Annotated in this window: 24 protein-coding genes; 12 read left to right on the top strand and 12 right to left on the bottom strand. The window is 65.6% G+C overall.

The window, feature by feature from the left end:
* Positions 1-22: 22 nt before the first annotated feature.
* Complete coding sequence (locus BM397_RS21780; protein WP_092428482.1) at positions 23-328, bottom strand: BufA1 family periplasmic bufferin-type metallophore; 306 nt, start codon at positions 326-328, stop codon at positions 23-25.
* A 200-nt stretch (positions 329-528) separates the two neighbouring features.
* Between BM397_RS21780 and BM397_RS21775 the strand changes: the two genes are divergently transcribed.
* On the top strand, positions 529-1,083 hold the full coding sequence (locus BM397_RS21775; RefSeq protein ID WP_092428480.1) for a sigma-70 family RNA polymerase sigma factor: 555 nt from the start codon (positions 529-531) through the stop codon (positions 1,081-1,083).
* Complete coding sequence (locus tag BM397_RS21770) at positions 1,065-1,667, top strand: NrsF family protein (RefSeq protein ID WP_092428478.1); 603 nt, start codon at positions 1,065-1,067, stop codon at positions 1,665-1,667. Before BM397_RS21775 ends, BM397_RS21770 begins: the two co-directional genes overlap by 19 nt.
* A 28-nt stretch (positions 1,668-1,695) precedes the next feature.
* Here BM397_RS21770 and BM397_RS21765 read toward each other — a convergent pair whose 3' ends face one another.
* The 7 genes from BM397_RS21765 to BM397_RS21735 form a co-directional block, all read right to left on the bottom strand.
* Positions 1,696-3,318 carry a dihydroxyacetone kinase subunit DhaK gene (locus tag BM397_RS21765; RefSeq protein ID WP_092428476.1) on the bottom strand — a complete coding sequence of 541 codons (1,623 nt, stop codon included), beginning with the start codon at positions 3,316-3,318 and terminating at the stop codon, positions 1,696-1,698.
* A 10-nt stretch (positions 3,319-3,328) separates the two neighbouring features.
* Positions 3,329-4,324, bottom strand: coding sequence for an ABC transporter ATP-binding protein (locus BM397_RS21760; RefSeq protein ID WP_092428474.1), 996 nt, complete (start codon positions 4,322-4,324; stop codon positions 3,329-3,331).
* Positions 4,317-5,414, bottom strand: coding sequence for an ABC transporter ATP-binding protein (locus BM397_RS21755; RefSeq protein WP_092428472.1), 1,098 nt, complete (start codon positions 5,412-5,414; stop codon positions 4,317-4,319). The genes BM397_RS21760 and BM397_RS21755 overlap by 8 nt, the downstream gene beginning before the upstream one ends.
* Before the next feature lie 13 nt (positions 5,415-5,427).
* Positions 5,428-5,649: a hypothetical protein gene (locus BM397_RS21750; RefSeq protein ID WP_092428470.1), complete on the bottom strand. Its 222-nt coding sequence runs from the start codon at positions 5,647-5,649 to the stop codon at positions 5,428-5,430.
* Positions 5,650-5,651: 2 nt separating this feature from the next.
* Complete coding sequence (locus BM397_RS21745) at positions 5,652-6,590, bottom strand: carbohydrate ABC transporter permease (RefSeq protein WP_092428468.1); 939 nt, start codon at positions 6,588-6,590, stop codon at positions 5,652-5,654.
* Positions 6,587-7,534 carry a carbohydrate ABC transporter permease gene (locus BM397_RS21740; RefSeq protein WP_092428466.1) on the bottom strand — a complete coding sequence of 316 codons (948 nt, stop codon included), beginning with the start codon at positions 7,532-7,534 and terminating at the stop codon, positions 6,587-6,589. The genes BM397_RS21745 and BM397_RS21740 overlap by 4 nt, the downstream gene beginning before the upstream one ends.
* 104 nt (positions 7,535-7,638) lie before the next feature.
* Positions 7,639-8,955: an ABC transporter substrate-binding protein gene (locus BM397_RS21735; RefSeq protein ID WP_092428464.1), complete on the bottom strand. Its 1,317-nt coding sequence runs from the start codon at positions 8,953-8,955 to the stop codon at positions 7,639-7,641.
* Positions 8,956-9,132: 177 nt separating this feature from the next.
* Here BM397_RS21735 and BM397_RS21730 point away from each other — a divergent pair, with 177 nt between their 5' ends.
* The 3 genes from BM397_RS21730 to BM397_RS21725 all read left to right on the top strand — a co-directional run bounded on the left by BM397_RS21730 (position 9,133) and on the right by BM397_RS21725 (position 11,012).
* Positions 9,133-10,164 (top strand): LacI family DNA-binding transcriptional regulator, encoded by a 1,032-nt coding sequence (locus tag BM397_RS21730; protein WP_092428462.1) that lies wholly within the window; start codon positions 9,133-9,135, stop codon positions 10,162-10,164.
* A 285-nt stretch (positions 10,165-10,449) separates the two neighbouring features.
* Complete coding sequence (locus BM397_RS29070) at positions 10,450-10,773, top strand: TRAP transporter large permease subunit (RefSeq protein ID WP_143015406.1); 324 nt, start codon at positions 10,450-10,452, stop codon at positions 10,771-10,773.
* 44 nt (positions 10,774-10,817) lie between these two features.
* The gene (locus BM397_RS21725) at positions 10,818-11,012 is read left to right on the top strand and encodes a hypothetical protein (RefSeq protein WP_143015405.1); all 195 of its coding nucleotides are present in this window, start codon (positions 10,818-10,820) and stop codon (positions 11,010-11,012) included.
* A gap of 278 nt (positions 11,013-11,290) precedes the next feature.
* Here BM397_RS21725 and BM397_RS21720 read toward each other — a convergent pair whose 3' ends face one another.
* A complete protein-coding gene (locus BM397_RS21720; protein WP_176806779.1) occupies positions 11,291-11,944 on the bottom strand; it encodes a TetR/AcrR family transcriptional regulator in 654 nt (217 codons plus the stop codon).
* Positions 11,945-12,293: 349 nt separating this feature from the next.
* Between BM397_RS21720 and BM397_RS21715 the strand changes: the two genes are divergently transcribed.
* Positions 12,294-12,584 carry a cytochrome c family protein gene (locus BM397_RS21715; protein WP_092428456.1) on the top strand — a complete coding sequence of 97 codons (291 nt, stop codon included), beginning with the start codon at positions 12,294-12,296 and terminating at the stop codon, positions 12,582-12,584.
* Here the strand turns inward: BM397_RS21715 and BM397_RS21710 are convergent.
* From BM397_RS21710 to BM397_RS21690, 3 genes are all read right to left on the bottom strand, one after another.
* A complete protein-coding gene (locus tag BM397_RS21710) occupies positions 12,569-14,026 on the bottom strand; it encodes a ferric reductase-like transmembrane domain-containing protein (RefSeq protein WP_092428454.1) in 1,458 nt (485 codons plus the stop codon). The genes BM397_RS21715 and BM397_RS21710 overlap by 16 nt on opposite strands.
* A 221-nt stretch (positions 14,027-14,247) precedes the next feature.
* On the bottom strand, positions 14,248-14,595 hold the full coding sequence (locus BM397_RS21700; protein WP_256218776.1) for a TRAP transporter large permease subunit: 348 nt from the start codon (positions 14,593-14,595) through the stop codon (positions 14,248-14,250).
* A gap of 1,580 nt (positions 14,596-16,175) precedes the next feature.
* Positions 16,176-16,706, bottom strand: coding sequence for a DUF4214 domain-containing protein (locus BM397_RS21690; protein ID WP_092428446.1), 531 nt, complete (start codon positions 16,704-16,706; stop codon positions 16,176-16,178).
* A 1,163-nt stretch (positions 16,707-17,869) separates the two neighbouring features.
* Here BM397_RS21690 and BM397_RS21685 point away from each other — a divergent pair.
* The 6 genes from BM397_RS21685 to BM397_RS29920 all read left to right on the top strand — a co-directional run bounded on the left by BM397_RS21685 (position 17,870) and on the right by BM397_RS29920 (position 26,073).
* Positions 17,870-18,829: an efflux RND transporter periplasmic adaptor subunit gene (locus tag BM397_RS21685; RefSeq protein ID WP_092428444.1), complete on the top strand. Its 960-nt coding sequence runs from the start codon at positions 17,870-17,872 to the stop codon at positions 18,827-18,829.
* Positions 18,822-22,037 carry an efflux RND transporter permease subunit gene (locus tag BM397_RS21680; protein WP_092428442.1) on the top strand — a complete coding sequence of 1,072 codons (3,216 nt, stop codon included), beginning with the start codon at positions 18,822-18,824 and terminating at the stop codon, positions 22,035-22,037. The genes BM397_RS21685 and BM397_RS21680 overlap by 8 nt, the downstream gene beginning before the upstream one ends.
* Positions 22,038-22,564: 527 nt before the next feature.
* The gene (locus BM397_RS29065; protein WP_143187074.1) at positions 22,565-23,254 is read left to right on the top strand and encodes a hypothetical protein; all 690 of its coding nucleotides are present in this window, start codon (positions 22,565-22,567) and stop codon (positions 23,252-23,254) included.
* Positions 23,255-23,339: 85 nt separating this feature from the next.
* Positions 23,340-23,783, top strand: coding sequence for a hypothetical protein (locus tag BM397_RS21665; protein WP_092428436.1), 444 nt, complete (start codon positions 23,340-23,342; stop codon positions 23,781-23,783).
* 226 nt (positions 23,784-24,009) lie between these two features.
* Positions 24,010-24,300 carry a hypothetical protein gene (locus tag BM397_RS21660; RefSeq protein ID WP_092428434.1) on the top strand — a complete coding sequence of 97 codons (291 nt, stop codon included), beginning with the start codon at positions 24,010-24,012 and terminating at the stop codon, positions 24,298-24,300.
* Positions 24,301-24,516: 216 nt separating this feature from the next.
* A complete protein-coding gene (locus tag BM397_RS29920; RefSeq protein WP_176806777.1) occupies positions 24,517-26,073 on the top strand; it encodes a calcium-binding protein in 1,557 nt (518 codons plus the stop codon).
* The last annotated feature ends 1 nt before the right edge of the window (position 26,074 follow it).

Genomic DNA, 26,074 nt, shown 5'->3' with positions numbered 1-26,074 from the left:
GCGCGCGGGAACGGCGGTGGCGTCAGCCCTTCGGCAGATCGCGCATCAGCGGCTCGAGCGAGCCCATGCGCGGCGCGCCATCGGCCATGGCGGGCAGGTCGATCTCGGCGCAGGTGCCGGCGGGGACTAGCGTCCAGGCGTTGCCCTGATAGTCGACCGAGGCAGTGCCGGCACAGGTGGTGCCGGGGCCCGCCGCGCAGCCGTTCTCGCCGGCCATGGCGACGCCGTAGCACTTCTCCTGCTCCTGGGCGTGGGCGGCCCCGGCGAATTGCGCGAGGCCCGCGGCGACGGCACCGGCAAGGGCGAGGTGTTTGCTGTGGATGGTCATGTCAGTCTCTCCAGTGTGACAAGCAGCTCAACGCGTCTGCACCGGGGTATTCGGCGGCGGGGCCGGGTTTGTTACGCGGCTCGCGCTTGTGTGATAAAGACGAAATATTCGCCCGCCGCTGTAACGCCGGGCCCGGCGCGCCCGTATGCGCAGGTACATTCCCCGCAGGTGGACGTGACCACACCCATGGCCGAACCCAGATGACCGGACGCGACCAAGACATCGAGGCGCTGATGCGCAAGGCGCTGGAGGGCGATCGCCGGGCCTATGCCGCCTGCCTGCAGCTTCTGGTGCCGCGCATGCGCGCCATGGCCAGCCGCGACCTGCCCGCGCAGCACGCGCATCTGGCCGAGGACGTGGTGCAGGAGGCGCTGCTCTCGATCCACCTCAAGCGCGGCAGCTGGGATCCCGAGCGCCCGCTGCTGCCCTGGGTGCGGGTGATCGTGAAGCACAAGGCGATCGACGCGCTGCGCAAGACCCCGAATGCGCCGCACGATCCGGTCGAGGATCACGTGGGGCTGGATGCGCCTGCGGTGGATCCGCTGGCGGGCCTGCATATCGAGCAGGCGCTGGCGCGGCTTTCGGCCCGGGACGCCGCGCTGGTAAGGGAACACGCGATCGGGGGCGCCGACCCCGAGACGCTTTCGAAGGATTTCGATCTCAGCCCCGGCGCGCTGCGCGTCGCACTTCACAGGGCCCTGAGACGACTGGCCGAAGCGGCCAGGAAGGAGGAAGAATGGACACCGATGAGCTGATCGCCGCGCTGGCCGCCGATGACGTACCCGCCAAGCGTCCGCGCCTGCTCTGGCGCATCGCCTTCGGCGTGGCGGTCTCCATCGTGCTGATGCTGGTGTTCTGGGGCATGCGCCCGGGCTGGCCCGACGTGCTGCTGATGGCGCCGCTGCTGGTCAAGCAGAGCCTGCCGATTCTCGTGGCGCTCGCCGCCTGGCCGCTGCTGCGGCGGAGCGATCCGGACTCGCAGGCGCCGCTCTGGCCGCTCTGGCTGCTGGCAGCGGGCAGCGCCGCGGGATGGATCCTCTCGGCACTCTCGGGCGGCGACATTCTCGGCAAGACGCTGCTGCCCTGCCTGCTGTCGATCCCGGCGCTCGCGCTGCCCATCGCGCTGGCGCTGTTTGTCGGCATGCGGCACCGGGTCGAACCGCGGCCCGCCCGCAGCGGCATGCTCGCCGGGCTCTTTGCCGGCGGCGCGGCGGCGGCGGTCTATGCGGTGCATTGCGACGAGGACAGCGCCGCCTTTTTCCTGCTGTGGTACGGGCTGGCGATCGCGCTCTGCGGCGCGGTCGGGCGTGCCGCCGGGCGGCGCTGGCTGACCGTCTGAGGTCGCGCCGCCGCCCCGCCCGGACAGCTTAGGCCGACAGCCTCTCGAAAAGACGCGCAACGGCCTCCGCTCCCGGATCCACCTGCCCCTTGAGCTGGTCGGCGTTGATATAGGCCGAGCGCCCGGCCCGCGCGGTGTCCATCTGCGCTGTCCGGTTCGCCCCCTCCCGCGCCGCCGCCGCGGCCTTGTCCATGCCCTCGGCAAGATGCTCCAGCGCTGGCTGCAGCGCGTCGATCATCGTGCGGTCTCCGGGGCGGGCCCCGCCGATCTCCTGCATCCGCTCGAGACCCGCGTTGAGCGCCTCGCGCAGCGATTGCCCGCTCGAGGCCGCGTCCCCGGCCGCGGCGAAGAAGATCGCCAGCAGCACACCGGACGAGCCCCCCATGGTCTGGCTCAGCTCCAGCCCGATGGCGCGGTAAAGCTGGGTGTGATCGGCCAGCGGCAGCCGGTCCATCGCGCCGAGCAGCGCCCGCGCTGCCCCGGCCAGTGTCGAGCCGGTGTCGCCATCCCCGGCCCGCGCGTCGAGTGCGTTGAGATCGTCCTCGGCCTCGATGAAGACCTCGCAACAGCGCTTCAGGAAGGCACGCGTCTGCGGGTGGTCCGAGGCCAGCGGCCGGATCGGGCGCAGCCCATCGGGCAGGTCGATCACCTCCACCGGCCCCAGCGCGGACAGGCCGGGCCAGGCCGAGAGCGGCACCGGTGCCTTGAGCGCCATGAGGTCCTCGGTGCCCGCCGGGTAGACCGAGACCGAGAACCCTCGCATCTCCAGAGAGGTCATCATCGGTGCCGGGCCGATGACGTGATGCAGCGACTTGCCGATGGCCGAGTTGCGCAGCTCGTAGGCGAGGATCTGCATCTCCAGCACCGAGGCGCCGCCGAGGTTGTTGAGCAGCGCCACATGCGGCTTGCCCGTATCCATGTGCTCGGCGAGCCGTTCAGCGACCATCTCCATCGCGCCGCGCGCGTGGATGTAATCGACCTGCTGCGCCCCCGCCTCGCCGTGGATGCCGAGGCCGAGCTCGGCCTTGCCCGGCTGGATGCGCACCTCCTTGGGCGCCCCCGGCACGGTGCAGGTGTCGAGCGACATGCCGATGGTGCGCGTGCCCGCGATGACCCGCTCCGCCGCCGCCCTGACGCACGCCAGATCCGCACCGTTCTCGGCCAGCGCCCCGGCGATCTTGTGCACCAGCAGCGTGCCCGCCACGCCGCGCGCCTGCGGCAGGTTGGGCAAAGCGATGTCGTCGTCGACGATCACCATGGCGACGTTCAGCCCGAAGGCCCGCGCCCGCTCGGCGGCGAGACCGAAGTTCAGCCGGTCACCGGTGTAGTTCTTCACGATCAGCAGGCAGCCCGCCGGTCCGGTCACCGCGAGAATCCCCGCCAGCACCGCATCGACCGAGGGCGAGGCGAAGACATCGCCGCAGATCGCCGCGGTCAGCATCCCCTCGCCGACGAAGCCCGCATGCGCGGGCTCGTGCCCCGAGCCGCCGCCCGAGACCAGCGCGACCTTCGACTTGTCCCAGCCCGAGCGGAGCACCACGCGGATATGCGGGTAGCCGTCGAGCCGCGCAAGCCGCCCGCCCGAGGCCGCGACCACGCCATCCACCGCCTCGGCAACGATGTCTTCCTTCAAGTTGATGAACTGGGTCATGGGGGTCTCCTCAGTGGACGCGCGCGCCGGAGGCGTCGAAATAGAACGGGGCGTCGGGGGTGATCTGCACGATGTCGCCCGAGCGCAGCCCGCTGTGGGCGTCGGTGACGGTGATCAGGTCGTGGTTGCGGAATTTCAGGTGCAGGCGGGTCTGGTCGCCAAGGTGCTCGACCCGGGTGACCCGGCTCTCGTCCCCGTCGCCCTGACGGATCTGCTCGGGTCGCAGGCCGATGAAACGTGCCCCCGATGGGGCCCCGGCAAAGAGATCGGCGGGCAGGATATTGATGCGCGGAAGGCCGAGGCGGCTGGCGGCATAGACGCTGACCGGATCCTCGTAGATCTCGCGCGGGGTGCCGAACTGCACCAGCCTGCCGTGGTCCAGAACGCCCACGTGGCTGGCCATGGTCATCGCCTCGATCTGGTCGTGGGTCACGTAGAGAAAGGGCACGCCGGACTGCGCCTGAATGTTCTTCAGTTCAACCCGCAGGTCGGCGCGCAGCTTGGCGTCGAGCGAGCTGAGCGGCTCGTCCATGAGGTAAACCTCCGGGCGGCGCACCAGCGCCCGGCCGATCGAGACCCGCTGCATCTCCCCGCCCGAGAGTGCCGTGGCCTTGTTGTCCAGCTTGTGGGCGATCTGCAGCATCTCGGCCACCTCCCCGACCTTGCGGGCGATCTGCGCGTCGTCGTAGCGCAGTAGCGGCGATTTAAGCGGAAAGGCAAGGTTCTCGCGGACGGTCATATGCGGGTAGAGCGAGTATTGCTGGAAGACCATCGCGACATTGCGTTGCGCCGGGGTCATGCGGGTGACATCGACGCCCCCAATGGAGACCCCGCCCGCGTCGGGCTGATCCAGCCCCGAGACCAGCCGCAGCGTCGTGGTCTTGCCCGCGCCGGTCGGTCCCAGCAGCACCACGAAGGCGCCGTTCGGCACCGTCATCGACACATTGTCCAGCGCAAGGGTGTCGCCGAAGCGCTTGGTGAGGTTCGACAGCGTGATCTCAGCCATGGCGCAGCACCTCCTCGTTGACCGCCGAGCGCAATGCGCGCCCCGTGCCCGCATCGAAAAGGGTCAGGGTGCGCTCGTTGAAGGCCAGCCCCGTCGTCTGGTCCACCCGCACCGGATCGCGGCTGGAGATCCGCGCCTTCACCTCGCCATGCTCGGCCTCGAGCGTGATGATCTGCGTGGTGCCGAGGTATTCCACCGCCCGCACCACGGCGCGGTAGTCCGAACCATCGTCGAGCCGCACATGCTCGGGGCGCACGCCCAGCACCATTTCCCCGGCAAAGCCCTCGCGAAGCTGCGGTATGGCCATCTCGACAGAACCGAGCGTGACCAAGGCATCCCCCGGCGCGACGCGGCCTTCGAAGCTCAGGAAATTCATCGGCGGCGAGCCGATGAATTTGGCAACGAAAAGCGTCGCGGGCCAGTCGTAGATCTCCTGGGGTACGCCGAACTGCTCGACCACGCCGTGGTTCATCACCACGATCTTGTCGCCCATCTGCATCGCCTCGAGCTGGTCGTGGGTGACATAGACCGTGGTCGCCCCCATGCGGTCGTGCAGGGCGCGCAACTCCTCGGCCATGTGCTCGCGGAATTCGGCATCCAGCGCGCCGAGCGGCTCGTCCATGAAGAACGCCTTGGGCTCACGCACGATCGCTCGCCCCAGCGCCACCCGCTGCCGGTCGCCGCCCGAGAGCCCGCCGACGGGCCTGTCGAGGATGTCCTCGATGCCGAGGATGCGCGAGACCTCCTCGACCTTGGCCCGTGCCGCCTTGCGCCCCATGCCCTGGCTGATCAGCGGGTAGGAGATGTTCTTGCGCACGTTCATATGCGGGTAGAGCGCGAACATCTGGAAGACGAAGGCGATGTCACGCTGGCTGGCAGGCTTGCGGCCCACCTCCTCGCCGTCGATGTAGATCTGCCCGGCGCTCGGCATCTCCAGCCCTGCCATCATCCGCAGCGTCGTGGTCTTGCCGCAGCCCGAGGGACCGAGCAGCATGAAGAACTCGCCGTCCTCGATGGTGAAGCTCGAGGATTGCACGGCGGTGAAGGCGCCGAAGTCCTTGCGCAGGCTGTCGATGCGGATCTGGGCCATGGGGACCTCCGGGTCAGTCGGGGAAATGGCTGACGACGATGAACATCACCGTGCCGATCAGCGTGACGGGAAAGGACCACGAGTAGGCCCAGAGGACAAAAGGCTGCATCAGCATCACCACGCCGATACCGATGAGGATCGAGGCGGCCATCTCCCAGGGGCCGCGCCGGAAGATGCGGCGTCCACTGGGGACACTCTCGGCGGGCGTGGGGCTCTCGGGGGTCTGGCTGGACATGCTCATTTCCTGACCGCTCCGAAGGTGATCCCGCGCAGCAGGTGCTTGCGCAGCAGGATGGTGAAGACCATGACCGGCAGCAGAAAAAGCGTCGCCCCCGCCGCCACCGCGGGCCAGTCCTGCCCGGCGTTGCCGATGATCGTGGGAATGAAGGGCGGCGCGGTCTGCGCCGTGCCCGAGGTCAGCAGCACCGCGAAGGCGTATTCGTTCCAGGCAAAGATCAGGCAGAAGATCGCGGTCGAGGCGATGCCCGTGGCGGCCTGCGGCAGCACGACCTTGGTGAAGGCCTGAAAGCGCGTGTAGCCGTCGATCAGCGCCGCCTCCTCGTACTCATGCGGGATTTCGTCGATGAAGCCCTTCAGCAGCCAGACCGAGAGCGAAAGGTTCACCGCGGTGTAGAGCAGGATCATCCCGGCGTGGGTGTCCGACAGGCCGAGCGAGCGGAACATCAGGAAGATCGGGATCGCCACGGCAATGGGCGGCATCATTCGCGTCGAGAGGATGAAGAACATCAGGTCGTCCTTCAGCGGCACCTTGAAGCGCGAGAAGGCATAGGCGGCGAGCGTGCCGAGAAAGACGCTGAGGAAAGTCGAGCCGAAGCCGATGATCACCGAGTTCATGAATCGCTCGCCGAAGCGCGACGGGCCGGCAATGGTCAGCCCCTTGGACTGCACGATGCGCTCATACCAGGTCTCGGGCGGGTTGGCCGCGAAGTATTCAGCGGTCTGGCGGGTCTGGGTGGTGAAAAGGTTCACGTAGCCCTCGAGCGAGGGGGCGAAGACCACCTTCGGCGGGTAGGCGATGGCATCGGCCGAGGACTTGAAGCCGGTGGCGATGATCCAGACCAGCGGCAGGATGGTAATGATGGCGTAGAGTGCCACCAGCGCGCCGGCGACCCATTTCTGCCGCGGCGAGGGTTCGGTGATTGAATAGCCGCTCATCTTTCCTTCACCTTGTTCAGCGCCTTCACGTAGATCGAGGCGAGGCCGAAGACCGTGACGAAGAGGATGATCGCATAGGCCGAGGCATAGCCCGTGCGCCACTTCTCGAAGGCCTCGCGCTTGAGGTCGATGGAGGTCAGCGTGGTGGTGTTGCCGGGGCCGCCGCCGGTCAGTTGCACCACCAGGTCGAACATCTTGAAGTTCTCGATCCCCCGGAACAGCACCGCCAGCATCAGGAAGGGCAGCGTCATCGGCAGGGTGATGGTCCAGAATTGCCGCCACTTCGACGCCCGGTCGCATTCCGCCGCCTCGTAGATCGAGTCCGGGATCGACCGCAGGCCGGCGAGGCAGATCAGCATGACGAAGGGCGTCCACATCCATGTGTCGACGATGATGATCGCCCAAGGGGCCAACGAGACGCTGCCGATCATCGAGAAGCTGGTGGGATCCGCGCCGGTGAAGAAGGCGACCACGTAATTGAACAGGCCGATCTGCGGCTGGTAGAGGAAGGTCCAGAAATTTCCGACCACGGCAGGCGAGAGCATCATCGGCAGCACGATGATCGTGGTCCAGAGATCGTTGCCCTTGAACTTTCGGTTGATCAGCCAGGCGAGACTGAAGCCGATCAGCACCTGCAACACGATGGTCCAGCACAGGAAATGCGCGGTGGCCTGCATCGTCTCCCATATGTCGCTGTCGGTGAGGATGCGGTCGTAGTTGCGCAGCCCGATCCACTCGACCTCGGCATTGGGGCGGTTGGCGCGAAAGTTGGTGAAGCTCAGGCGGATCGTCCAGATCAGCGGGAAGATGTTCACCGCCAGCAACAGGAAGATCGTGGGCGCGACGAAGATCCAGGCGATGGCCCGGTCGGACAGGCCTCGAAACCTGCGTGCGACGCCGGGCGGCGTCGCTTCGGCGGCGCGCGCGATGACGGATTGGGACATGGGCCTGGTCTCTTCGCTGCGTTCGGCGGGAGGCGCGGAGCCTTCCGTACGGCGGGCTCCGCGCGGGGGACCGCCCGTCCGGGGACGTTGCGGCCGGCGTGTGGTCACATCTTGCCTTCGTCTTCGAAGACCTCGGTCCAGTCCTCGACCAGCTTGTCGAGCGCCTCCTGCGCGGTGCCCTCACCCGCGACCACGTAGCTGTGCACGCGGTCCTGCATCGAGAGCAGCAGCGAGGCGTAGGACGGCTCGGCCCAGAAGTCCTTCACGATCGCCATGGAGTCGAGGAAGGTCTGCGCGTAGGGCTGGCTGGTGGCGAAGCCGGGATCCTCGACCACCGCCTTCAGCGCCGAGTAGCCGCCGAGTTCCCACCATTTCGACTGGACCTCGGGCTGGGCAAACCACTTGATGTACTCGAGCGCCGCGTCCTGGCTGTCGGAATAGGAGACCACCGAGATCCCCTGCCCGCCGAGCTGCGCGAAGTGCCCGTCCGGACCGGCGGGGTTTGGGAAATAGCCGGACTTGCCGCCGCCGACGTTGGGATCGGCCTCGACCCCCGGCCAGATGAAGGCGAAGTTCATCTGCAGCGCCACCTGCCCCGACTTGTAGGCGTCGATGTCCTCGGACATGTACCAGTCCGACGAGCCCGGCGGGGTGCAGCAGTCGTAGAGGGCCTTGTAGTACTCGAGCCCCTTGGCGGCCTCGGGAGAGTTCACCACCCCCTCGAGCTTGTAGGGTTCCTCGGGCGTGCCGTAGCTGAAACCGTAATTGTAGAGCGCGTTTGTCACGCCCATGGTGATGCCTTCCGAGCCGCGCTCGGTGTAGATCGCCGCGCCGTAGACCGTGGTGCCGTCGATGTCGCGGTTCTGGAAGAACTCGGCGATGTCCTTCAGCTCGTCCAGCGTCTCGGGGGCCTTCAGCTCGCGGCCGTATTTCTCCTGGAACTCGGCCTGCAGCTCGGGGCGCTCGAACCAGTCCTTGCGATAGGTCCAGCCGACCACGTCGCCGAAGGCGGGCAGCGCCCAGTAGTTCGGCGTGCCCTTGGGCCATTCGGAATAGCCGGTGACCGTCGCCGGGATGAAATCATCCATGGTGATGCCATTGGCGTCAAAGAAGTCGTTCAGCTTCACGTAATGGCCCGCCTCTGCGCCAAGGCCGATCCACTGGCTGTCACCGATCATCAGGTCGCAGAGCTGCCCGCCCGAGTTCAGCTCGTTCAGCATCCGGTCCGCGAAGTTCGGCCAGGGCACGAATTCGAACGACATGGAGTGGCCGGATTTCTCTTCGAAGTCCTTCGACAGCTCGATCAGCGCGTTGGCCGGGTCCCAGGCCGCCCAGCAGAGCGTGAGATCGTCGGCCTGCGCCGCGCCCGCGACGGCCAGCAAGGCGGTCGCGACCGCCGGAGCGGTGTAACGAATGGTCATTGGTGCATCCTCCCAGAGATAAGGCCGGGCTCCTCTTCCCGACTCGATTATCTGACGCAAGGGTAAGTGAGGTACGTGCCTCAGATCAAACGATTTCTGAGGTACGCACCTCATGATGGTTGCTTTCCATATGAAAACAAACAAGACTCGGGAGAATATCAGCCGCACGAGTCCCCCATGCGCCCGACCACGAAAGACCTCGCCAAAGCCGCTGGCGTCAGCCTCGCGACCGTGGATCGCGTACTGAACGGGCGTCCGGGCGTGCGCGAAAAGACGGTGAAGGCGGTCAACGAAGCGATTGAGCGGATAGGCTTTGTCCGCAACCAGTCGGCTGCCAACCTTGCCCGGGGGCGCCGCTATCGCTTCCAGTTCCTGCTGCCGCAGGCCGGGGACGACTTCCTCGCCACGCTGGTCGAGCGGATCGAGGAGTCACGCGCCGCCTTTCTCGCCGAGTCGCTGGAGATCTCGATGCGGCGGGTGCTGTCCAACGATCCACACGTTACGGCGCAGGCGCTTTCGCGAGTCTCGCCCGCGCAGGTCGACGGCGTGGCGATCATGGCCCCCGAGAGCCCGCAGGTGCGCGACGCCACAACGCGCCTGATGGAGCGCGGCGTCGAGGTGGTGCAGTTCATCACCGGCCAGCCGGGGCTGCGGCCTCTGGATTTCGTCGGCGTCGACAACAACTCGGCGGGCGCCACCGCCGGGCGGCTCCTGGGGCGGTTTCTCGGAGAGAGGCGGGGCAAGATCCTCGTGGTCTCGGAGACGATGAACTCGCTCGACAGCGTCGAGCGGCGGCTGGGGTTCGACACCGTGCTGACCGCCGATTTCCCCAACCTCTCCGCCCTGCCCTCGCTCGAGACCTACGGCGATCCGGCGCGGACACGGACGGTGATCGCCAACTCCTACGCCAACCACCCCGACATCGTCGGCGCCTACCTGATGAGCTCAGAGGTCCGCCAGCCGCTCGACGCCCTCTGCCGCGCCTCCGATCCGATGCGGCAGGTCATCATCGCCCATGAGCGCACCGGCTACTCCGAGGAGAAACTGCGCAGCGGCGCGCTCGACGCGGTGATCGCGCAGAACCCCGGCCACCTCGTGCGCAGCGCCATCCGCGTTCTCAAGGCGCGCACCGACGGCCGCGAGCCGCTCGCCTCGCAGGAACGCATCCGCATCGAGATCTACATCAAGGAAAACCTCGGGCTGCTCTGACGCCCGGTTGGCCCGCGGGCTGACTGCATTCTTGCACCTGCGAACCTGTCTCGGTCGCCTCTTGCGAATGACCGACGGCACAGAAGCAGCGCGGCGCACTATGATCGCGACCCTCTTCTCTGAAGACCTGCACATGGTGATGCCCGCGGGCACCGCGATCTAGAACTTCTCCGACCTCAAGGGCAGGCACGTCGCGCAGGCGGGCTCGGGCGTAAGTCGCCGCGCTGTCGACGCTCGAAGGCTGGGGCATTGCCCGCGGCAACATCGGGGAAGCCGGGCTGCCCAATGCGCCATCCCCGGGCGCCTCGCGCTCTACCATTTCCTCACCGCGGGTCTCGGCCTTCCGGCGGATCACCGGCACATGGGCTGGCACCTCGCCGGTCTCTTCGTGCTGTTCGCCGTGGTAGCGCAGCGCACCGGGCTCGGCGCACAGCTCATCGGCAATGCCACTACCTTGCTGGTCGCTACCGCGGCGGGGCAGCCAAGGTCCCGGTAGCCTTCTCGACCTTCTTCGGCACGATCTCGGGCCCGTCGGAGGCCAGACAGCGTCACCACGGGCCAGCTGACCACCCCAACATGGAGCGGCGTGGCTATTCCAGCATTTGGTAGGCGGACGGATCACCCCACCGAACGTGAGGGCGGCCGCCTTCATCATGGCCGACTTCCTTGAGTTTCCCCAATCCACCATCGTCATCGCCGCGACCCTGCCCACCCTGCCGCATTGCATCGGCGTCTTTAGCGTGGTGCACCTGATGGCGCGCAAGCTCGACCTCGAAGGCATGCCCAAGGACGCGCTGCCGAGGCCAATGCACCCTGAGACGACAGCTGCACCAATATCCTGCCGCTGATCGGCGGGCTGCTCTAGGTGCTCTTCTCCGGCTACGCGCCCTAGAAGGCGGCCTTCAACTGCACCTCGGCGGCGCTGGTCGTCGGCATGGCGCGACCGCGGGCGCTCGAGGCGAGCGGCGGACAGCATCCCGGCTATCGCAAGGCGCATCTGCTGGACCCGGCCAGCGGCCCGCAAATCGCGGCCTCCCAAGACACGGATCATCTATCACATCGGGCCAATGCGCTGGATGAGCAGGATCCACCCGGCAGGACGGCTTGCGGTGCATCGGGCGCAAGATCACCGGGGCTTTGCCAAGGCACCGCGCCAGTAGTCAGCGAGCGCATGGGACAGGTCGTCGCCGAAATCCACCCTCGCGAAGGGATGCCCGGCGAAACCCGGATGCGCCCGGACCGCCTGCGGCAGATCGGCCACCTGCCACAGGCCTCTGGTCATCGCGAAATGCCGGAAGAGCAGCGTGACACCTTCCCCGGCACGCAAATTCAGCGCCCCCTCCATGGCGCGGCCCGCCCCGTCGAGCGCCCCCGAGAACTGAATCTTCAGGTCGAGCAAGGCCGCGTCGGAGAGCGCCGGCTCGAGCATCGCGTAGCCGATCGAGTCGAGTCTCATCAGCTCCGGACGATCGAGGATATGGGCGACGTAGAACTCGATGAACGCAGCCAGTCTTTCCTCCTCCGTCCCGACCGAATGCTCGAAGAACTCTGCGATCAGCCCGATGAACTGCAGCCAGTCGCGGACGAGAAGCGAGGCGAAGATTTGCTCCTTGCTATCGAAGTAGAGATAGACCGTGCCTTTCGCGAGACCGGAGCGGATCGCAACCGCGGCGACGGTGGGCAGGCGGCGGGTATCCTCGAGAAAGAGCGCCAGTGCCGCTTCGAGGATCACTTCGCGGCGCGCCTGCTTGTCTTCGGCGGCCGTCGCGTATTGAACCATTTCTGCACCCCATATTCGACCCGAGCGGCTCTTGCATGCCGACATATCTCCACCAACGGATATTGTGACCGGCGGTCACTTTCAAGCCCGCACGTCCTCTCCCCCTTCTGACCAAGGCTCCGAAGCGGCACGGGCCAGAAGCGGCAGACGGGTGCGCCGCCGCACCTTCCCTCCAGCATGGCAATATGCGCTGTGCATGGGTTGCCCCTCGTCCGATGTGGCCTGCGCTGGCAGGGCCGGCAGCGCGCGCGTCATCGCCCAGGCGCCCCGGGTGGCTGCGGTTGCACGGCTTGCCGTCGAAGCCGCCTCCCGGCATCATGCAGGGCATCCGGTTTCCGGGAGCTTCTGCATGCCTTCGATTTCTCCACGCCGTTTCGGGCTCATCCCGATGCTCACCGCCGCCACTGTCAGCCTCGCCGCGCCGGGCGTCGCGGCAGAGACGGTGTCGGGATCGGCTGTCTGGTCGGCGCAATGCGCGAAGTGCCACCGCGATCCGGCCCGTATTGCCGCGTCGCTGCCGGCCGCGTCGGATGACGCCGGCAAGGCCCGGCTGGACGCCTTTCTGACCAAGCACCACGCGACGGACCCGAAACTGCGCGCGGCGCTTGTCGAGTGGCTCGTGTCTCAGACCCGCCAGTAGAGCAACACCAGCCCCAACACCGCGCCCCAGAGCGCCGCGAAGCGCCGCAGGACGCGCCGGTCCTTGGTCGAGGCATGGCCCGCCGCGTAGCTGAACCGCTCGTAGGAGATCTGGTGCAGCGGGACGCCCATCTGCAGCGCACTGTCGGCCACGAAGGTCATCATCGGACCCGGGCCGCAGATCATCACCTCACAGGCCGCCGGATCGAGCCCCGCGAAGGCACGCTCTAGCAGCGCGGCGCTGACCGGTCCGCGTTCGAGCGGCCCGTAGGGGCCCTGCTGGTCCTCTGGCCGGTCGGAGACAAGCACCGGCACCACGCCGAGAGCGTCACAGGCCGGCTGGTAGAGGGCCGGCGGCACCATCGCCGCCGTGCTCCGCGCGGCATAGAGGAACCGCAGCGTGCGGTCGCTGCCGGACCGCGCGAGATGCGACAGGATCGCCAGGATCGGCGCGATCCCCACGCCCCCCGCCACGAGGATCAGCGGCCCCTGGCCGCGCGGCACGAAGCTGCCATGCGGGGCATCGACCGAAACACGGATGCCCCGCTCAAGTGCGCCGATCCTGCCGGTGAAATCCCCGGCCTCCTGCACAAGGAAGCGCAGCCCCGGCTCGTCCGGTGCCGAGGCCATCGAGAACGGATGATCGTGCAGCGGCAGCCGCTTGCGACCGAAGGCGATCCACGCAAACTGCCCCGGCTCGAACGACAGCCGGCCCTCCCCGGCCGGGACGATTTCAAGCAGCCAGAGCCGCTCGGCCACCCGCCGGATCTTCTCGAGACGCCAGCAGTGCGAGGCCGGGCGCAGGAAGCGAGCGGCGTAGACCGAGGCCGCTGGAACGGTGACCGCCAGAGCAAGCGCGATCCAGATCCAGCGCTCGGCGGCGCCACCGCTGCCCGCCGTCACAGCGTGCCAGACCACCGCGCCGACAAGCGCCACCGCTGCGACGGCGTGGCCCGCGCGCCAGAACTGATAGCGCATCGACAGCCGTTCGCGCAGGAGCGCGAGGATGACGAGGATCACAAGGAGTACCAGCGCAAGACGTGCCTCCCAGAAGCCGGGCGCAGTGAGCAGGAAATCGACCCGCCGCGCGAGCCGGCCCGGGCGCTCGGGGTCGGGCAGCCCGATGAGCGCCAGTAGGTGCACCACCACCAGAAGCAGCGCGATCGGTGCCGCCCACTTGTGAAAGGCCATGGTGAGGTCGATCCCGATGCGGCCGGAGATCGCCTCGAAGCGGCCGCTGGTCACCATCTGCAAGAGCAGCATGACCGCCGCTGCGATGCCCGCGCCCGACGCGAGGCGCATCGCCCCCTGCCAGTGCCCCGTCCCCGAAATCAGGGACGGCAGCATCGGCAGCGCAACCAGCGCGGCATAGCAAACCGCAAGGACGAGCGGTGGCAGGCCGCGGCGCTTCGGCGAAGTGGGACGCATGGCAGTGGGACGCATGGCAATGTCTCCTCAGTCGCGCCGACTCTAGGTCGCACGGCGCAGATCACATTGACACGGATCACGGACTCGCTGACCAAGCGGCTGCGAATGAGGCGCCTCTCGGCGCGACCGCATCAGCTCGGGCAGGACGCTCGCAAGCCCGGGCACGAGCGCCAGCAGGGTCAGCAACACGAGCAAGGGCACCGCGGCCTTGGTCACCATCCACATGTCGCGCCCGCTCATCCCCTGAGGCACGAAGAAACAGACCCCACCGAGGGCGTCAGCCGCGCCATCTCGACCACAACGACCATGGAGAGGCCGAACCCGACCGGATCGAAGCGCGCCTGCGCCACCCTCGGCAGCGCCACCGGGGTGTTCGGGACGATCATCGACGCGCCCTCGAGTGAGCGGCTCGGAACAACGCAGATCAGTTTCAGCAGCGCCAGCAGCATTGCCGGCGCAAGGCCCCGCCAAGCCACCCTGCCCGCCAGCGCTTCCGTCATGTCCAGCAAGGCCATGCCCACCGATAGGACGACCGCGCCAGCAGCCGCGAGACGCGGATATGGCCGCCGGTCCTCAGCGTGCAGGCAGGGGCGACAAAGCCGCTGCCGGCCAGAATGAACCGACGCTTTCGGTAGAATTCATGGTGATCCCGACCACGCGCCCTATGCTCTGCCCAACGGACATCACCGCGATCATGACAAGGCAGAAGGCGACCACGCCAATGCTCAGCCGACAAAGCGGTTCGAGGCTCCTGCGCATCGCATGGGTCCTGAAGTTAAAAGAAAATTGCCCGCCGCCGGCGAGCCGGCGACGGGACTCTCATCATGAAATGCCTCATAGCCCCCCTTGGAGGCCTCGAGCACCGCGATTGCCTCGGGCGAAGTGCTGGTCTGCCAGTCGCCCATCATGGTGCGATGAACTGCAGGATGTTCCGGGTCCCGAAACTGCTTTCGGTCCAGCAGTCTCGGCCAAGGTGGCCACGGCTGTGGCGGCAAGCGTGGCCGCGGCGGAGAACGTCGTTGTGGTCCGCATTGCAGATATAGGTGTTGTCCGCGTCTGACTGTTTTCATTGCGACCCGCGGCGCAGGCGCATGTGTGCAGATCAGGACAGGCGGGACACCAGTTCAAGATCAGTCGTCCACGACATCAAGGTGCCACAGGAAGGTGCCACAGGGGCCGAACCGCCTGACAATTGGTCGCCCGATCGCCCGACAGAAGGCGAACGAACACAGGGGGAATTCACAGGGGAAACCCAAAAGGAACGTGTAATTTATCGAAAGTTTTGCCTCAAACAGCCGTTGCGCACCAGTCAAGCACGAGAGGGCGTCGCAGCCACATGGAGAACTCTTGCACCATGTTCGTCTACGATAAGAGCGAACCGATGACTTCCACGACCCGGCCCCCTGACCAACGGCGCGATCCATCGCGATATCGCCGACGCCACCGCCAAGGGCCGGCTCGCGCCCGGTAACAAGCTGGGACAGGACGAACTGGGCAAGGTCATCGGGGTCAGCAAGACGCGCATCCGACCGATCCTGCACCAGCCGAACGACCAATAGACTGTCATCGTCGAGCCTATGCGCGGCGCGGTCCTCGCGCGGCGAATGCTGCCCGACAGGCTATCGAGGGAGGCAGGATCGCCGGGGCCGCACAGCAGGTCCGGTTGCAACGGGGCCAGCGCGCGCACCGGCTGACCGGAGAGCTCCTTTGCGAATTGGTGCGCGCCATCTGCAACGTGGTGATGTCCGAGGTCGTGCCGGAGTTGGCATCCCGCGGGGCGTTCTACCTGCGCCCCTCCTTTTCGCGCTGCTCGCTCTGCCGCCACGGCCCGCGCCATGCGGAAGCACCTGCAGGACCTGATGAACAACCTTGAGCCCAAACCACGGGTGCTCATCTGTGCCTTCTCGCATCTGACGAGCAAGCCCAGACGATCAGCCACCTGCTCTCTGCCGCGACTGCGCCGGCGACCGAGGCCGCCAGCCCGAGATCGTCCGGCCCGGCAATGTCAGGCTCGCGGTGCCCTTCGTGCCGAACTTCGAGGAAGGCGCCCGCTTTCTATCGGATATGGGGATGAGCGCAGTGTGCCGGTCTACGTGATGCGCGAAAAGCAGCACGGCCCGGGCCTAGCCTGGGTCCGCCGGGGAAAAGGTGCGGATCGCCCGCGTCAGACCTCAGTCACCATCTTGTCGACCGTCACCAAGTCCGCCCCGAGGAACTTGACCGTCACGCCTGGTGCGAGAGGACCACCTCCCGGCCGCCCTGCGCCATGTGCGGCCATTGCGCCGGCACAGTTAAGGTATTTTGTCCCGGTGAACTCCAGAACATCCCAGGCGTCGAGGCCCGGAAACACGTCGCGGCCCGCCGTATCACGATCGAAAACGAGGGTTTCCCGCGCCACGCCGCCCAGGAGCAGAGCATCCTCCTGACTGCCGTCGAGCCAATCGCCCTCGACCGTGGCCATGAAGCTGTGGAAAGCCATCGCGGTGCCGTGGCTGAACTCCCGGCTCCGCGAGAACCCGACGACCTCTTCGTCGCGTGTGCTGCCTGCAGCAGGATGTGCGGTACAGCTTTCCAGGCTCAGAGGGTCGGACGCGTGCGCCAGCACGTTGCGGGACAGCAGGGGGATAGGTCTCTGGTCGCTGAGCGCACCGCAGTTGTTTTGGAACCTGTTGGACTCGCCACTTCCGGTGATCACCCTAAGCGTCGTCTCCGCGCCGCGCGATCCAGTCTCGGTATCCCTGCGTGTCCAGCATTCCATTCACTTGGCGCTGAAAAATACGGGAGCCGAACACGCAGGTCTCCTCTGAAGCATACCGCTCCTCACCCCTGATGAGTACGTCGCTTCACCGGGCGCCGAGAAGCGTATCATCCTTCGTGCCAACCTGGACGCCGTCGTCGCCGCCGAGAGCGTGTCAAAAACCCGAGCAGGCCAGCAAGCCTATGGATTGTCGCCGGCATTTCCGCGCAACGCATCGGCGGATTGCGTTCCGGATAGCTGCGTGCTGCCTTCCAGAGGTTCCTCGTTGAAATAGAGCGTCGGCGGACTGAAGCCGCCGCCGCTCCGTGCCGGGACCTCGTAGATCGTCAAACCGGCGTAGACCTCGGCTAAACAGGCTGGACCCTCGGCCGTTCGAACTCGGCGAGGCGTGCCTCATTGCCGAAGACTCCTCCGAAATCTGCGCCTCAGAGAAGCGTGATGCCATGGCCCGGAGAATGCGGCATCGACCGCTCATGAAACACATCGAGCCCGGCGCCCTCGTAGGCGAGGCGAAAACCGGCCCTACTGTCGTCGCGAGGCACCTGGGTGCTCTATGGCACCGGCACCCTGATAGAATTTCATCCCCACTATCCCATTGTGATAGGCGACTTATTCGTCGCTCCGCAAGAACCTGCTGCCGGAAACACGGAAGCCTTCGACTCTGGAGAATAGAGCATGCGCCTCCCACCAGAATGATTGCCGCGCTGCAAATTATGAATGCGCCTAAATGCTGTCCAGCGGCCGATTGGCCTGTCAACTCAGGGCTCCGAGAGAGCGCCGGGTCGCGCGTTCGCGGTGTCGGCGCATACCCCGAAACCCGAGCAGCAGCTCGGCTTGCAAAGCCCGCCAATACTTCGCCCCCCGCGCTCCGCACGCGCAGCGCGGCGCCAACCTTCGTTTGCGCACCGGCGCCCAGCCTCCTGCCGGCCTCCTCCCAGCCTCTCCCCGGCCGCACCCGGTGACGCCAGCGACCGATTGCTCACTTGACCTGCGCGACCAGGTCTTCATGCTCACCCCCAAGACATTGTTCGCAAAATCCTCTGGAACCGCCTTCATATTCACTTTATACAATATGAATGTCCCGAGCATGAGGCACCACCATGCGATCTTTCATCCTAGCCTATTGCCTCTTGGCGGCGGCCGGCAGCGCCTCCGCCGATACCTACACGGTCACCTCCGAGCCGATCACGGACTGGAAACCGGTTTACGGCGAGGTAGAGACCCGCAACGCGCTTCCCGCCCGCGCCCGCATCGCCGGCACCCTGGTCGAGCTGTCCGTCACCGAAGGAGATCGGGTCGAGGCGGGCCAGGTCGTCGGCACGGTCGAGGATGAAAAGCTCTCCGTACAGATCGACGCGCTTGACGCGCAGGCCGAGGCGCTGCGTGCCCAGCTTACCAATGCCCAGGCAGATCTCGACCGCGGCCAGACCCTGCAGCAGAGCGGCACGATCTCGGCGCAGCGGCTCGACGCGCTGCAGACCTCGGTCGATGTGCTGACCAACCAGATCGCCGCCACCGAGGCGCAGCGTCGGGTGATCCTGCGGCAGATCGAGGAAGGCGGCGTCATCGCTCCGGAAGCGGGCATCGTGCTGTCTGTGCCGGTCTCGCGCGGTTCCTTCGTGGCACAGGGCGAGTCTGTCGCGGTGATCGGCAGCGGCGGGGCCTTCCTGCGCCTGTCGATCCCCGAGCGCTTCGCACAGACCCTGGCCGAGGGCGACCGCATCGAGATGGAGACCGGCGAGGGCAAGATCGCCAAGCTCTACCCGCAGATCGCGGGCGGTCGCCTGCAGGCAGACGTCGAGGTCGAGGGGCTGGAGGAGCGCTACGTCGGACTGCGCTTGCCGGTGCGCCTGCCGGTTGGCGAGCAGGACTCGATCCTCGTTCCCGAGGCGGCGCTCGGCCGCGGTGGCGGTCTTGACATGGTGATCGTGGAAACCGCCGAGGGGCCGGTGCAGCGCATCGTCGTGCCGGGCCGCAAGGTGACCCGGGATGGCGCGACATGGCGCGAAATCCTGTCCGGGCTCGGGGCCGGCGAGGTGGTGGTGATTGCCGATGAGTGATCAAGGAACCGGGCCTGTCGGGGCCCTCGGGCTGGCCGGGCACCTCACCCGTGGCTTTCTCAACTCGCCGCTCACCCCGCTGTTCCTGATCGCCTCGCTGGCGGTGGGCCTCATCGCCCTTGCCGCCCTGCCCCGCGAGGAGGAACCGCAGATCTCGGTGCCGCTCGTCGATATCCACGTGCAGGCCAACGGACTTCGCGCCGGGGACGCCGTGAAACTGGTGACCGAACCGCTCGAGACCATCGTCAAGGGCATCGACGACGTCGAGCACGTCTACTCCGAGACCCGCGACGATGCGGTCATGGTCACCGCGCGCTTCAACGTCGGTGTCTCCTCGGACACGGCGATCCTGCGCGTGCGCGACCGCATTCTCGCCAATATGGACCGCATTCCGGTGGGCATCCCAGAGCCGCTGATCGTCGGGCGCGGTATCAACGACGTGGCCATCGTTGCGCTCACCCTCTCGCCGGCCGAGGGGCAGACCGATGTCACCCCCGCCGACCTGACCCGCGTCGCGCGCGAGGTCGAGGCACGGCTGGCGGCGATCGAGGACGTGGGCCTCACCTATGTCATCGGCGGCACCGAGCCGCAGCTGCGGGTGAACCCCGATCCGGCGCGGCTGGCGCTCTACGGGATCACCCTGCAGCAGCTCTGGGGCAAGATCGAGGGGGCGAACACGTCGCTGCCGCTCGGCACCCTGCGCGAGGGCGGCAGGCAGGTCGGGCTCGTTGTGGGAGAGACCCTGACCACCGCCGCAGAGATCGGCAACCTCGAGCTCACCGCACGTGACGGGCGCACCGTCTACCTGCGCGACGTGGCCGAGGTGACGCTCGAGACCGACACCGGATCGAACTACGTCAGCACCGTCGCTCACGGACCGGAGGGCCTAGAGAGCCGCCCTGCCGTGACGCTGGCACTGGCGAAGCGCGCCGGGGCCAATGCCGTCGTCGTGGCCGAGGAAATCCTGCACCGGGTCGAGGCGATGGAAGGCGAGATCATCCCCTCCTCCATCGAGGTCGAGATCACCCGCGACTACGGAGAGACCGCCGACGAAAAAGCCAACGAGCTGCTCTTCCATCTCGGGCTGGCCACCATTTCGATCGTGATCCTCGTGCTCTTCGCCATCGGCTGGCGCGAGGCCATCGTGGTCGCCATCGTGATCCCGGTGACCATCCTTCTGACGCTCTTCGCGGCATGGATCATGGGTTATACCCTGAACCGCGTGTCGCTCTTCGCGCTGATCTTCTCAATCGGCATCCTCGTCGACGACGCCATCGTGGTGATCGAGAACATCGCGCGCCACTGGGCGATGAAACGCGAGGGCCAGAGCCGCTTCGGCGCCACCGTCGCCGCGGTGGCGGAGGTCGGAAACCCGACCATCGTGGCGACCCTCACGGTGGTGGTGGCGCTGCTGCCGATGCTCTTCGTGTCGGGACTCATGGGCCCCTACATGAGCCCGATCCCGGCCAATGCTTCGGCGGCCATGATCTTTTCCTTCTTCGTCGCGGTCATCATCACGCCGTGGCTGATGCTGAAGATCGCCGGGCGCGCGCCGCTGCACCATACCGCCGAGCACGGCGCGACAGGCGGGGCACTGGGGCGGGTCTATGCCGCCGTCGCTCGCCCGTTGCTGGCGCGCAAATCCGTCTCGGCGCTCTTTCTGCTGGTGGTGGCAGTGCTTTCCTTCGGCTCGCTCGCCGCGCTCTACACCCGCGACGTGACGGTCAAGCTGCTGCCCTTCGACAATAAATCCGAGCTTTCGGTGGTCATCGACCTGCCCGAGGGCAGCGCGCTGGAATCCACCGCCGCCGTGGCGCAGCAGGTGGCGCGCGTGGCGCTCTCGTTGCCCGAGGCGATCTCTGCCCAGACCCACGCGGGCACCGCCTCGGCCTTTAACTTCAACGGGCTGGTCCGCCATTACTACCTGCGGCAGATGCCCGAGATGGGCGACGTGCAGATCAACCTCGCGCCCAAGGCCGAGCGGGACCGCACCAGCCATGAGATCGCGCTCGACCTGCGCGCGAAACTGACCGCGCTTGACGTGCCCGAGGGCACCGTGCTCAAGACCGTCGAGCCGCCCCCCGGGCCGCCTGTCATCTCGACCCTGATGGCAGAGGTCTATGGCCCCGACGCCGAGACGCGCCGGATGGTCGCCGAGCGCGTGCGCGCCGCCTTCGACGAGATCCCCTATGTGGTCGATGTCGACGACAATTACGGCGTGCAGGCCCCGCGCCGACGGGTGGTGCTCGACCCCTCGGCACTGGATTTCTACAAGGTGCAGGAAGCCGACGCACTCGACACGCTCTCGCTGCTCTACGGTGAGGGGACAGTGGGGTATTCGCACCGCGGCGGCGAGCGGCGACCCATTCCGATCGTGCTGTCACGCGATCGGTCCGACCGGGTGATGGACGCGACCGCCCTCTCGACCCCCGTTCCGGCAGACGCCCTGCCCGGCGGGCGCGGCGTGGTGGAACTGGGCGACGTGGTCCGCGTGCGGGATGAGCTCACCTCCTACCCGATCTTCCGCCATAACGGCATCGAGACGATCATGGTGATGGGCGAGATGGCGGGCGAGTTTGAGTCGCCGCTCTACGGCATGCTCGCCTCGGCGGATATCTTGGATGGGCTCGACTGGCCCGAGGGCGAGACGCCAACGATCTCGTTGCATGGCCAGCCAAAGGACACCAGCGCCCCGAGCATTCTCTGGGATGGCGAATGGGAGGTCACCTGGGTCACCTTCCGCGACATGGGCGCGGCCTTCGCGGTGGCGCTTTTGGGGATCTACATCCTCGTCGTGGCGCAGTTCGGCAGCTTCCGCCTGCCGCTGGTGATCCTGACGCCGGTGCCGCTGACCTTCCTTGGCATCATGTTCGGGCACTGGCTCTTTAGCGCGCCCTTCTCGGCCCCCTCGATGATCGGCTTTATCGCGCTGGCGGGGATCATCGTACGAAACTCCATCCTCCTGGTGGATTTCATCCGTCATGCGAACCCCGAGAAACCGATCGATGTCGAGACGCTGATCGAGGCGGGCGCGACGCGCTTCAAACCGATCCTGCTGACCGCTTTGGCGGCGATGATTGGCGCGGCGGTGATCCTGATGGACCCGATCTTCCAGGGCCTCGCGATATCGCTGCTCTTCGGGCTGCTGACCTCGACCGCGCTGACGGTGCTGGTGATCCCGGCGATCTACCGACTGGCGAAGACCTGACCCGTCGCCGGCCCGAAACTGCCGCCAGCCAGCGCGAGAACAGCTCGGTCGTCTCCCTTCCGAAGGTCACGCAAAGCGGCCACAATGCGCCCTGCGCATAGGCGTCGGAAACCCGCACATCAGATCAGAAGACCCAAGCGCGCCGCATACGCCTAGACGAGCCGGATCGCGCCCGACCCGTCCTGTCGGCGGCTGACCGGGAGTGGGCCCCGTGCGAAATGGGGCTACATCTTCTGGTGACACCGTGCCCAAAGATGATCTCAACAAACTATCAAAAGATCAGCATATCCCTTTTGATAGGCCCTGCGCATATTCCACCACCAATCAACCGAGCCCGGCACCGCGAAACTCCGGAAACTAGGCGAAATATTTCCATCCCTGCTGGAGCGCAACAGCGCGGGTCGACCACGCAAGGGCCATATCTTAAGGCGTATGTATTTTCTGGAGACCTGCGCGCAATATGGGGGCACTCGAAATTAATTTTTTGATACCTTGGAAAGCCACAAGTCATATAGGAGGGACACAATTTGTATTTCTCAGCTTTAGCTCGTGTCGGCAAGATACTCGATAGGGGGAACTGGTCCGACAGAGCATTTGAACGGGCTTTGGATTTTCTGGAAAAATTTGTTGAACGGGTTGCAGATGGCGGCCGCAACTCTCATCCAAAAGGGCACTGGGGCGATCGCGATAGCTACCGAAACGACGACCAGGGAGATCAGCACGAAACCTCGATCGAAATGGAAATCGGTGGCACGGCCGAGGCGTTGGGAGAGCACACTCTGGCGTCTGCGGAACTTCAGGCGGAAATTACCGACACCGAACATGCGTCTTTCGCAATTGGCAGTGGAACGTTTTCGGCAGCAGCAGAGGGCGGCGCCCAATATGCGACAACCGATGCATTTTGCGACGTGGACGGCGCCGATTTCGTCTTTGCGTCAACGAAAACGGTCACCGGCAAGAACTGGGAAACGACCACCACCAGAGTGTTCGCCGTGGACTTCGCCTATCTCGATATGCGCAACCCGCTGGTGATCACTCCCGAGTGCAGCTACCGGGTCGGCAGCTACAAGAACGTTGCCGACGGCAATGTGGCGAGCGTCGATTTCGATGTGAATGTCAGCGGCGAACACACCAACGCAGAAGTGCAAGCCGGGGCACTGGCGATCGAAGACATCTACTCCGGCTCATCGATCGACGCGACGCTCGCAATTGGATGAAAGGGATCAGAAGTGCATACCCCTTTCGTGCGCGCGTTGCGCTGTTCCATCCAGTGTATCCTGACGTCATTCCAGGGAGGGACAAATGGCACACCCAATTGATAAGACAGACACACTTGTGAGCGAGGACACTTCGGTCACGGAAACCAGCGTCATCGAGTGGCCCGGCGAAGACGCGCCCGACCGCCTCGAGTACGAAGACACTTTCGATTTTGCGCCGGGCATCCTGACCGCTCGTACGGTCATCGATCTTTCGGAGCGAAACGAAGACTACCCGGTCGAAGGCAGCTACTCGGTTGTCGCCGATCCCGAAGAACGGAGCTGGCAGTCCGATCTCGAACTGAACACCGATGGAGAAGACGGCCCCGAGGTCGTGATGCGTTCTTCGGTGGAGGTCGGCACCGAGCCGGGCGAACGTTTCTTTTCCAGCCACTTCAGCTTGACGACGGCCTCTGGCGCGACCGGTGAGAACGACGAGTCCACCGGACCCGGACAATATACGATCTCCTGGGTTTTTGATTTCTCCTAACCCAAGCGCGGCTTGGGATTTCATTTTCGTATATCTGAATATCAATGATGTCTTTAGATGAATCACAAGTCACAAATCCAAGACATCAGACCCAGGAAACATTTCAGGCTATCTTTTGAAGATGTATCTTATGCGGCGTTGAAAGAAATCCATCTCGATATAATCATGGGACACGTCGACAATAATCGGCGCTTTTTTTGACAAAATTTCTATGAGGAGAAGAGAAATGGGATTCAACTTTAAAAAATACGACAAGGCAGACGTGGATCTCGATAAGGAAATCGACGTAGATATCGATGTGGATATCGATATCGACTACGATGTTGAAGTCGATGAAGACGTTGATGTGAACGCAGACTTCGACGTCCACACCCATGTCCAAGGAAACAGCGCAGAGGCGGTCGTCGACGTCGAAGCCATCGGTACCGACACCTATACCTCGATGGACATCGCCGTGCTGACCCTCGAGGGTGAAATGTCGTCCATTTCCGGCTCGTTCACCTCGGTCGTGGGCTGACGCCTACGCCTGGGCGGGCGGCTCGCAAGGGCCGCCCGCATTTCTCGCGGCGCGGACATTCGCGAAATTTATTTCTCAGGCGACCCGGGATCAATCGTGCGGCGCGGAGCCGACTTGGATTGCCCTGAACCCAAAGTCATTCGATGAGACCCTGCCGGCGCAAACGCGAGCGGGAAGCGCAGCCCCATGGCAGGCCATTCAAACAGGGAGATTACCATGGACGAGTATGGGGAAGAGGGAAACGACACGCTCTATATCCGCACTGCCGGCGCGTACAACATCTACGGCCTTGGCGGCAACGACCTGCTCAGGGTCTATGTCTCACGCCGGAACAGCGCCAGCGATGCCCCGGATTACTTCGATGCCGGCGATGGCAACGACACGATCATGGCGGCCGGCACCGATGACACCGCCATCGGCGGCGCCGGTGCGGACCTGGTTCGCGGAGACGACGGCAACGACCTTCTTTATGGGGATAGTGGCCGTGACAATTTCTTGGGGACGCCCACCGAGACAACGGGCGACGGCAGCGACACTCTTGACGGCGGCTACGGAGACGACAGCATCGACGGGGGCGGCGGTGACGACCTGCTGCTGGGCGGACGCGGCAACGACCAGTTGCTGGGGGGCTCCGGCTCGGACACGCTGACCGGTGATGCCGGCAACGACACCCTGGTTGGCGCCGCCGGGAACGACTCACTGATTGCCGGCAGTGGCAACAACCTCTTGTTGGGAGGTAGCGGCAACGACTTCCTGCAGGCTTCCAACGGCGCGGATTCTGCCGATGGCGGCAGCGGCGATGACCAGCTGATCCTCGGAAGCGGCAATGACATTGCCTTCGGCGGAGACGGCGCAGACGACATTCTTCTCGGCACCGGCGATGATTATGCCGAAGGCGGCAGCGGCAATGACTCGATCGATGGCTCCGACGGCAACGACGAACTTCGCGGCGATGCCGGCGACGACGAACTGCTCGGCGGTTCAGGCGACGACATCATCTTCGGCGGCACGGGCGATGACCTGCTCAACGGAGGAGTCGGTGCCGACGCGTTGATCGGAGGAGTCGCCAATTCAAGCGTTTACAGCGGATTTGACGTGGTCACCTACGAAAGCGCCTCCAGCGCGGTGGGCGTGCAGCTTTCCAGCGAGGGACAGACCAGCGGCAGCGGTGCTGCGACTGGGGACATCTACTACGAGATCGACGGCGCGATCGGCAGCGCCTTCAGCGACTCGCTTGTCGGCGCCGCCGGCAACCAGAGCTTCTACGGCCTTGCCGGGAATGACACGCTGGTCGGCGGCGACGGGGACGATTCCCTCGACGGCGGCGACGGTGCCGACGTGCTGTCGGGGGGCAACGGGGACGATATTCTGGTCAGCGGCACCGGTGACGACCTGCTCGTCGGCGGCGCCGGCGGTGACCTCGTCGTCGGCAATGGTGGCACCAATACGCTTTACGGTGACAACCAGCCGTCACAGACGAGCGTTTCGGGCTACGACTTCTTTGCCAGCCTGTCGGGGACCAATTTCGTGCTCGACTACAAGTTCGGCATTTCCGGCGGGCAATACGTCGCCCTCGACGCGCTCTTCGTGCCGGTGGGCTCCACCCAGGATCTTGTCTATCTCAACGCGAGCGGTCTCATCGGGGCGCGCTTCCAAAGCTCCGAGCAGACGGCATATGTCTCGCTCGGGACAACGAGCGTAACCACCGCGAGCGCACGGGCGGATGCCATGGACGTCTATGTATTCACCGATCCCTCAGACTTCCTGCTCTGAG

Origin of the sequence: Alloyangia pacifica (assembly GCF_900116195.1) — a bacterium.
Classification (GTDB): Bacteria; Pseudomonadota; Alphaproteobacteria; order Rhodobacterales; family Rhodobacteraceae; genus Salipiger; species Salipiger pacificus.
Note: the sequence above shows the minus strand (reverse complement) of the source record. Positions and strands in the feature narration are given on the sequence as shown.

Coding starts and splice junctions, on each gene's coding strand:
- BM397_RS21780 (WP_092428482.1), bottom strand. CDS start 328: ATGACCATCCACAGCAAACACCTCGCCCTTGCCGGTGCCGTCGCCGCG.
- BM397_RS21775 (WP_092428480.1), top strand. CDS start 529: ATGACCGGACGCGACCAAGACATCGAGGCGCTGATGCGCAAGGCGCTG.
- BM397_RS21770 (WP_092428478.1), top strand. CDS start 1,065: ATGGACACCGATGAGCTGATCGCCGCGCTGGCCGCCGATGACGTACCC.
- BM397_RS21765 (WP_092428476.1), bottom strand. CDS start 3,318: ATGACCCAGTTCATCAACTTGAAGGAAGACATCGTTGCCGAGGCGGTG.
- BM397_RS21760 (WP_092428474.1), bottom strand. CDS start 4,324: ATGGCTGAGATCACGCTGTCGAACCTCACCAAGCGCTTCGGCGACACC.
- BM397_RS21755 (WP_092428472.1), bottom strand. CDS start 5,414: ATGGCCCAGATCCGCATCGACAGCCTGCGCAAGGACTTCGGCGCCTTC.
- BM397_RS21750 (WP_092428470.1), bottom strand. CDS start 5,649: ATGTCCAGCCAGACCCCCGAGAGCCCCACGCCCGCCGAGAGTGTCCCC.
- BM397_RS21745 (WP_092428468.1), bottom strand. CDS start 6,590: ATGAGCGGCTATTCAATCACCGAACCCTCGCCGCGGCAGAAATGGGTC.
- BM397_RS21740 (WP_092428466.1), bottom strand. CDS start 7,534: ATGTCCCAATCCGTCATCGCGCGCGCCGCCGAAGCGACGCCGCCCGGC.
- BM397_RS21735 (WP_092428464.1), bottom strand. CDS start 8,955: ATGACCATTCGTTACACCGCTCCGGCGGTCGCGACCGCCTTGCTGGCC.
- BM397_RS21730 (WP_092428462.1), top strand. CDS start 9,133: ATGCGCCCGACCACGAAAGACCTCGCCAAAGCCGCTGGCGTCAGCCTC.
- BM397_RS29070 (WP_143015406.1), top strand. CDS start 10,450: ATGCGCCATCCCCGGGCGCCTCGCGCTCTACCATTTCCTCACCGCGGG.
- BM397_RS21725 (WP_143015405.1), top strand. CDS start 10,818: ATGGCCGACTTCCTTGAGTTTCCCCAATCCACCATCGTCATCGCCGCG.
- BM397_RS21720 (WP_176806779.1), bottom strand. CDS start 11,944: ATGGTTCAATACGCGACGGCCGCCGAAGACAAGCAGGCGCGCCGCGAA.
- BM397_RS21715 (WP_092428456.1), top strand. CDS start 12,294: ATGCCTTCGATTTCTCCACGCCGTTTCGGGCTCATCCCGATGCTCACC.
- BM397_RS21710 (WP_092428454.1), bottom strand. CDS start 14,026: ATGCGTCCCACTGCCATGCGTCCCACTTCGCCGAAGCGCCGCGGCCTG.
- BM397_RS21685 (WP_092428444.1), top strand. CDS start 17,870: ATGCGATCTTTCATCCTAGCCTATTGCCTCTTGGCGGCGGCCGGCAGC.
- BM397_RS21680 (WP_092428442.1), top strand. CDS start 18,822: ATGAGTGATCAAGGAACCGGGCCTGTCGGGGCCCTCGGGCTGGCCGGG.
- BM397_RS21665 (WP_092428436.1), top strand. CDS start 23,340: ATGGCACACCCAATTGATAAGACAGACACACTTGTGAGCGAGGACACT.
- BM397_RS21660 (WP_092428434.1), top strand. CDS start 24,010: ATGGGATTCAACTTTAAAAAATACGACAAGGCAGACGTGGATCTCGAT.
- BM397_RS29920 (WP_176806777.1), top strand. CDS start 24,517: ATGGACGAGTATGGGGAAGAGGGAAACGACACGCTCTATATCCGCACT.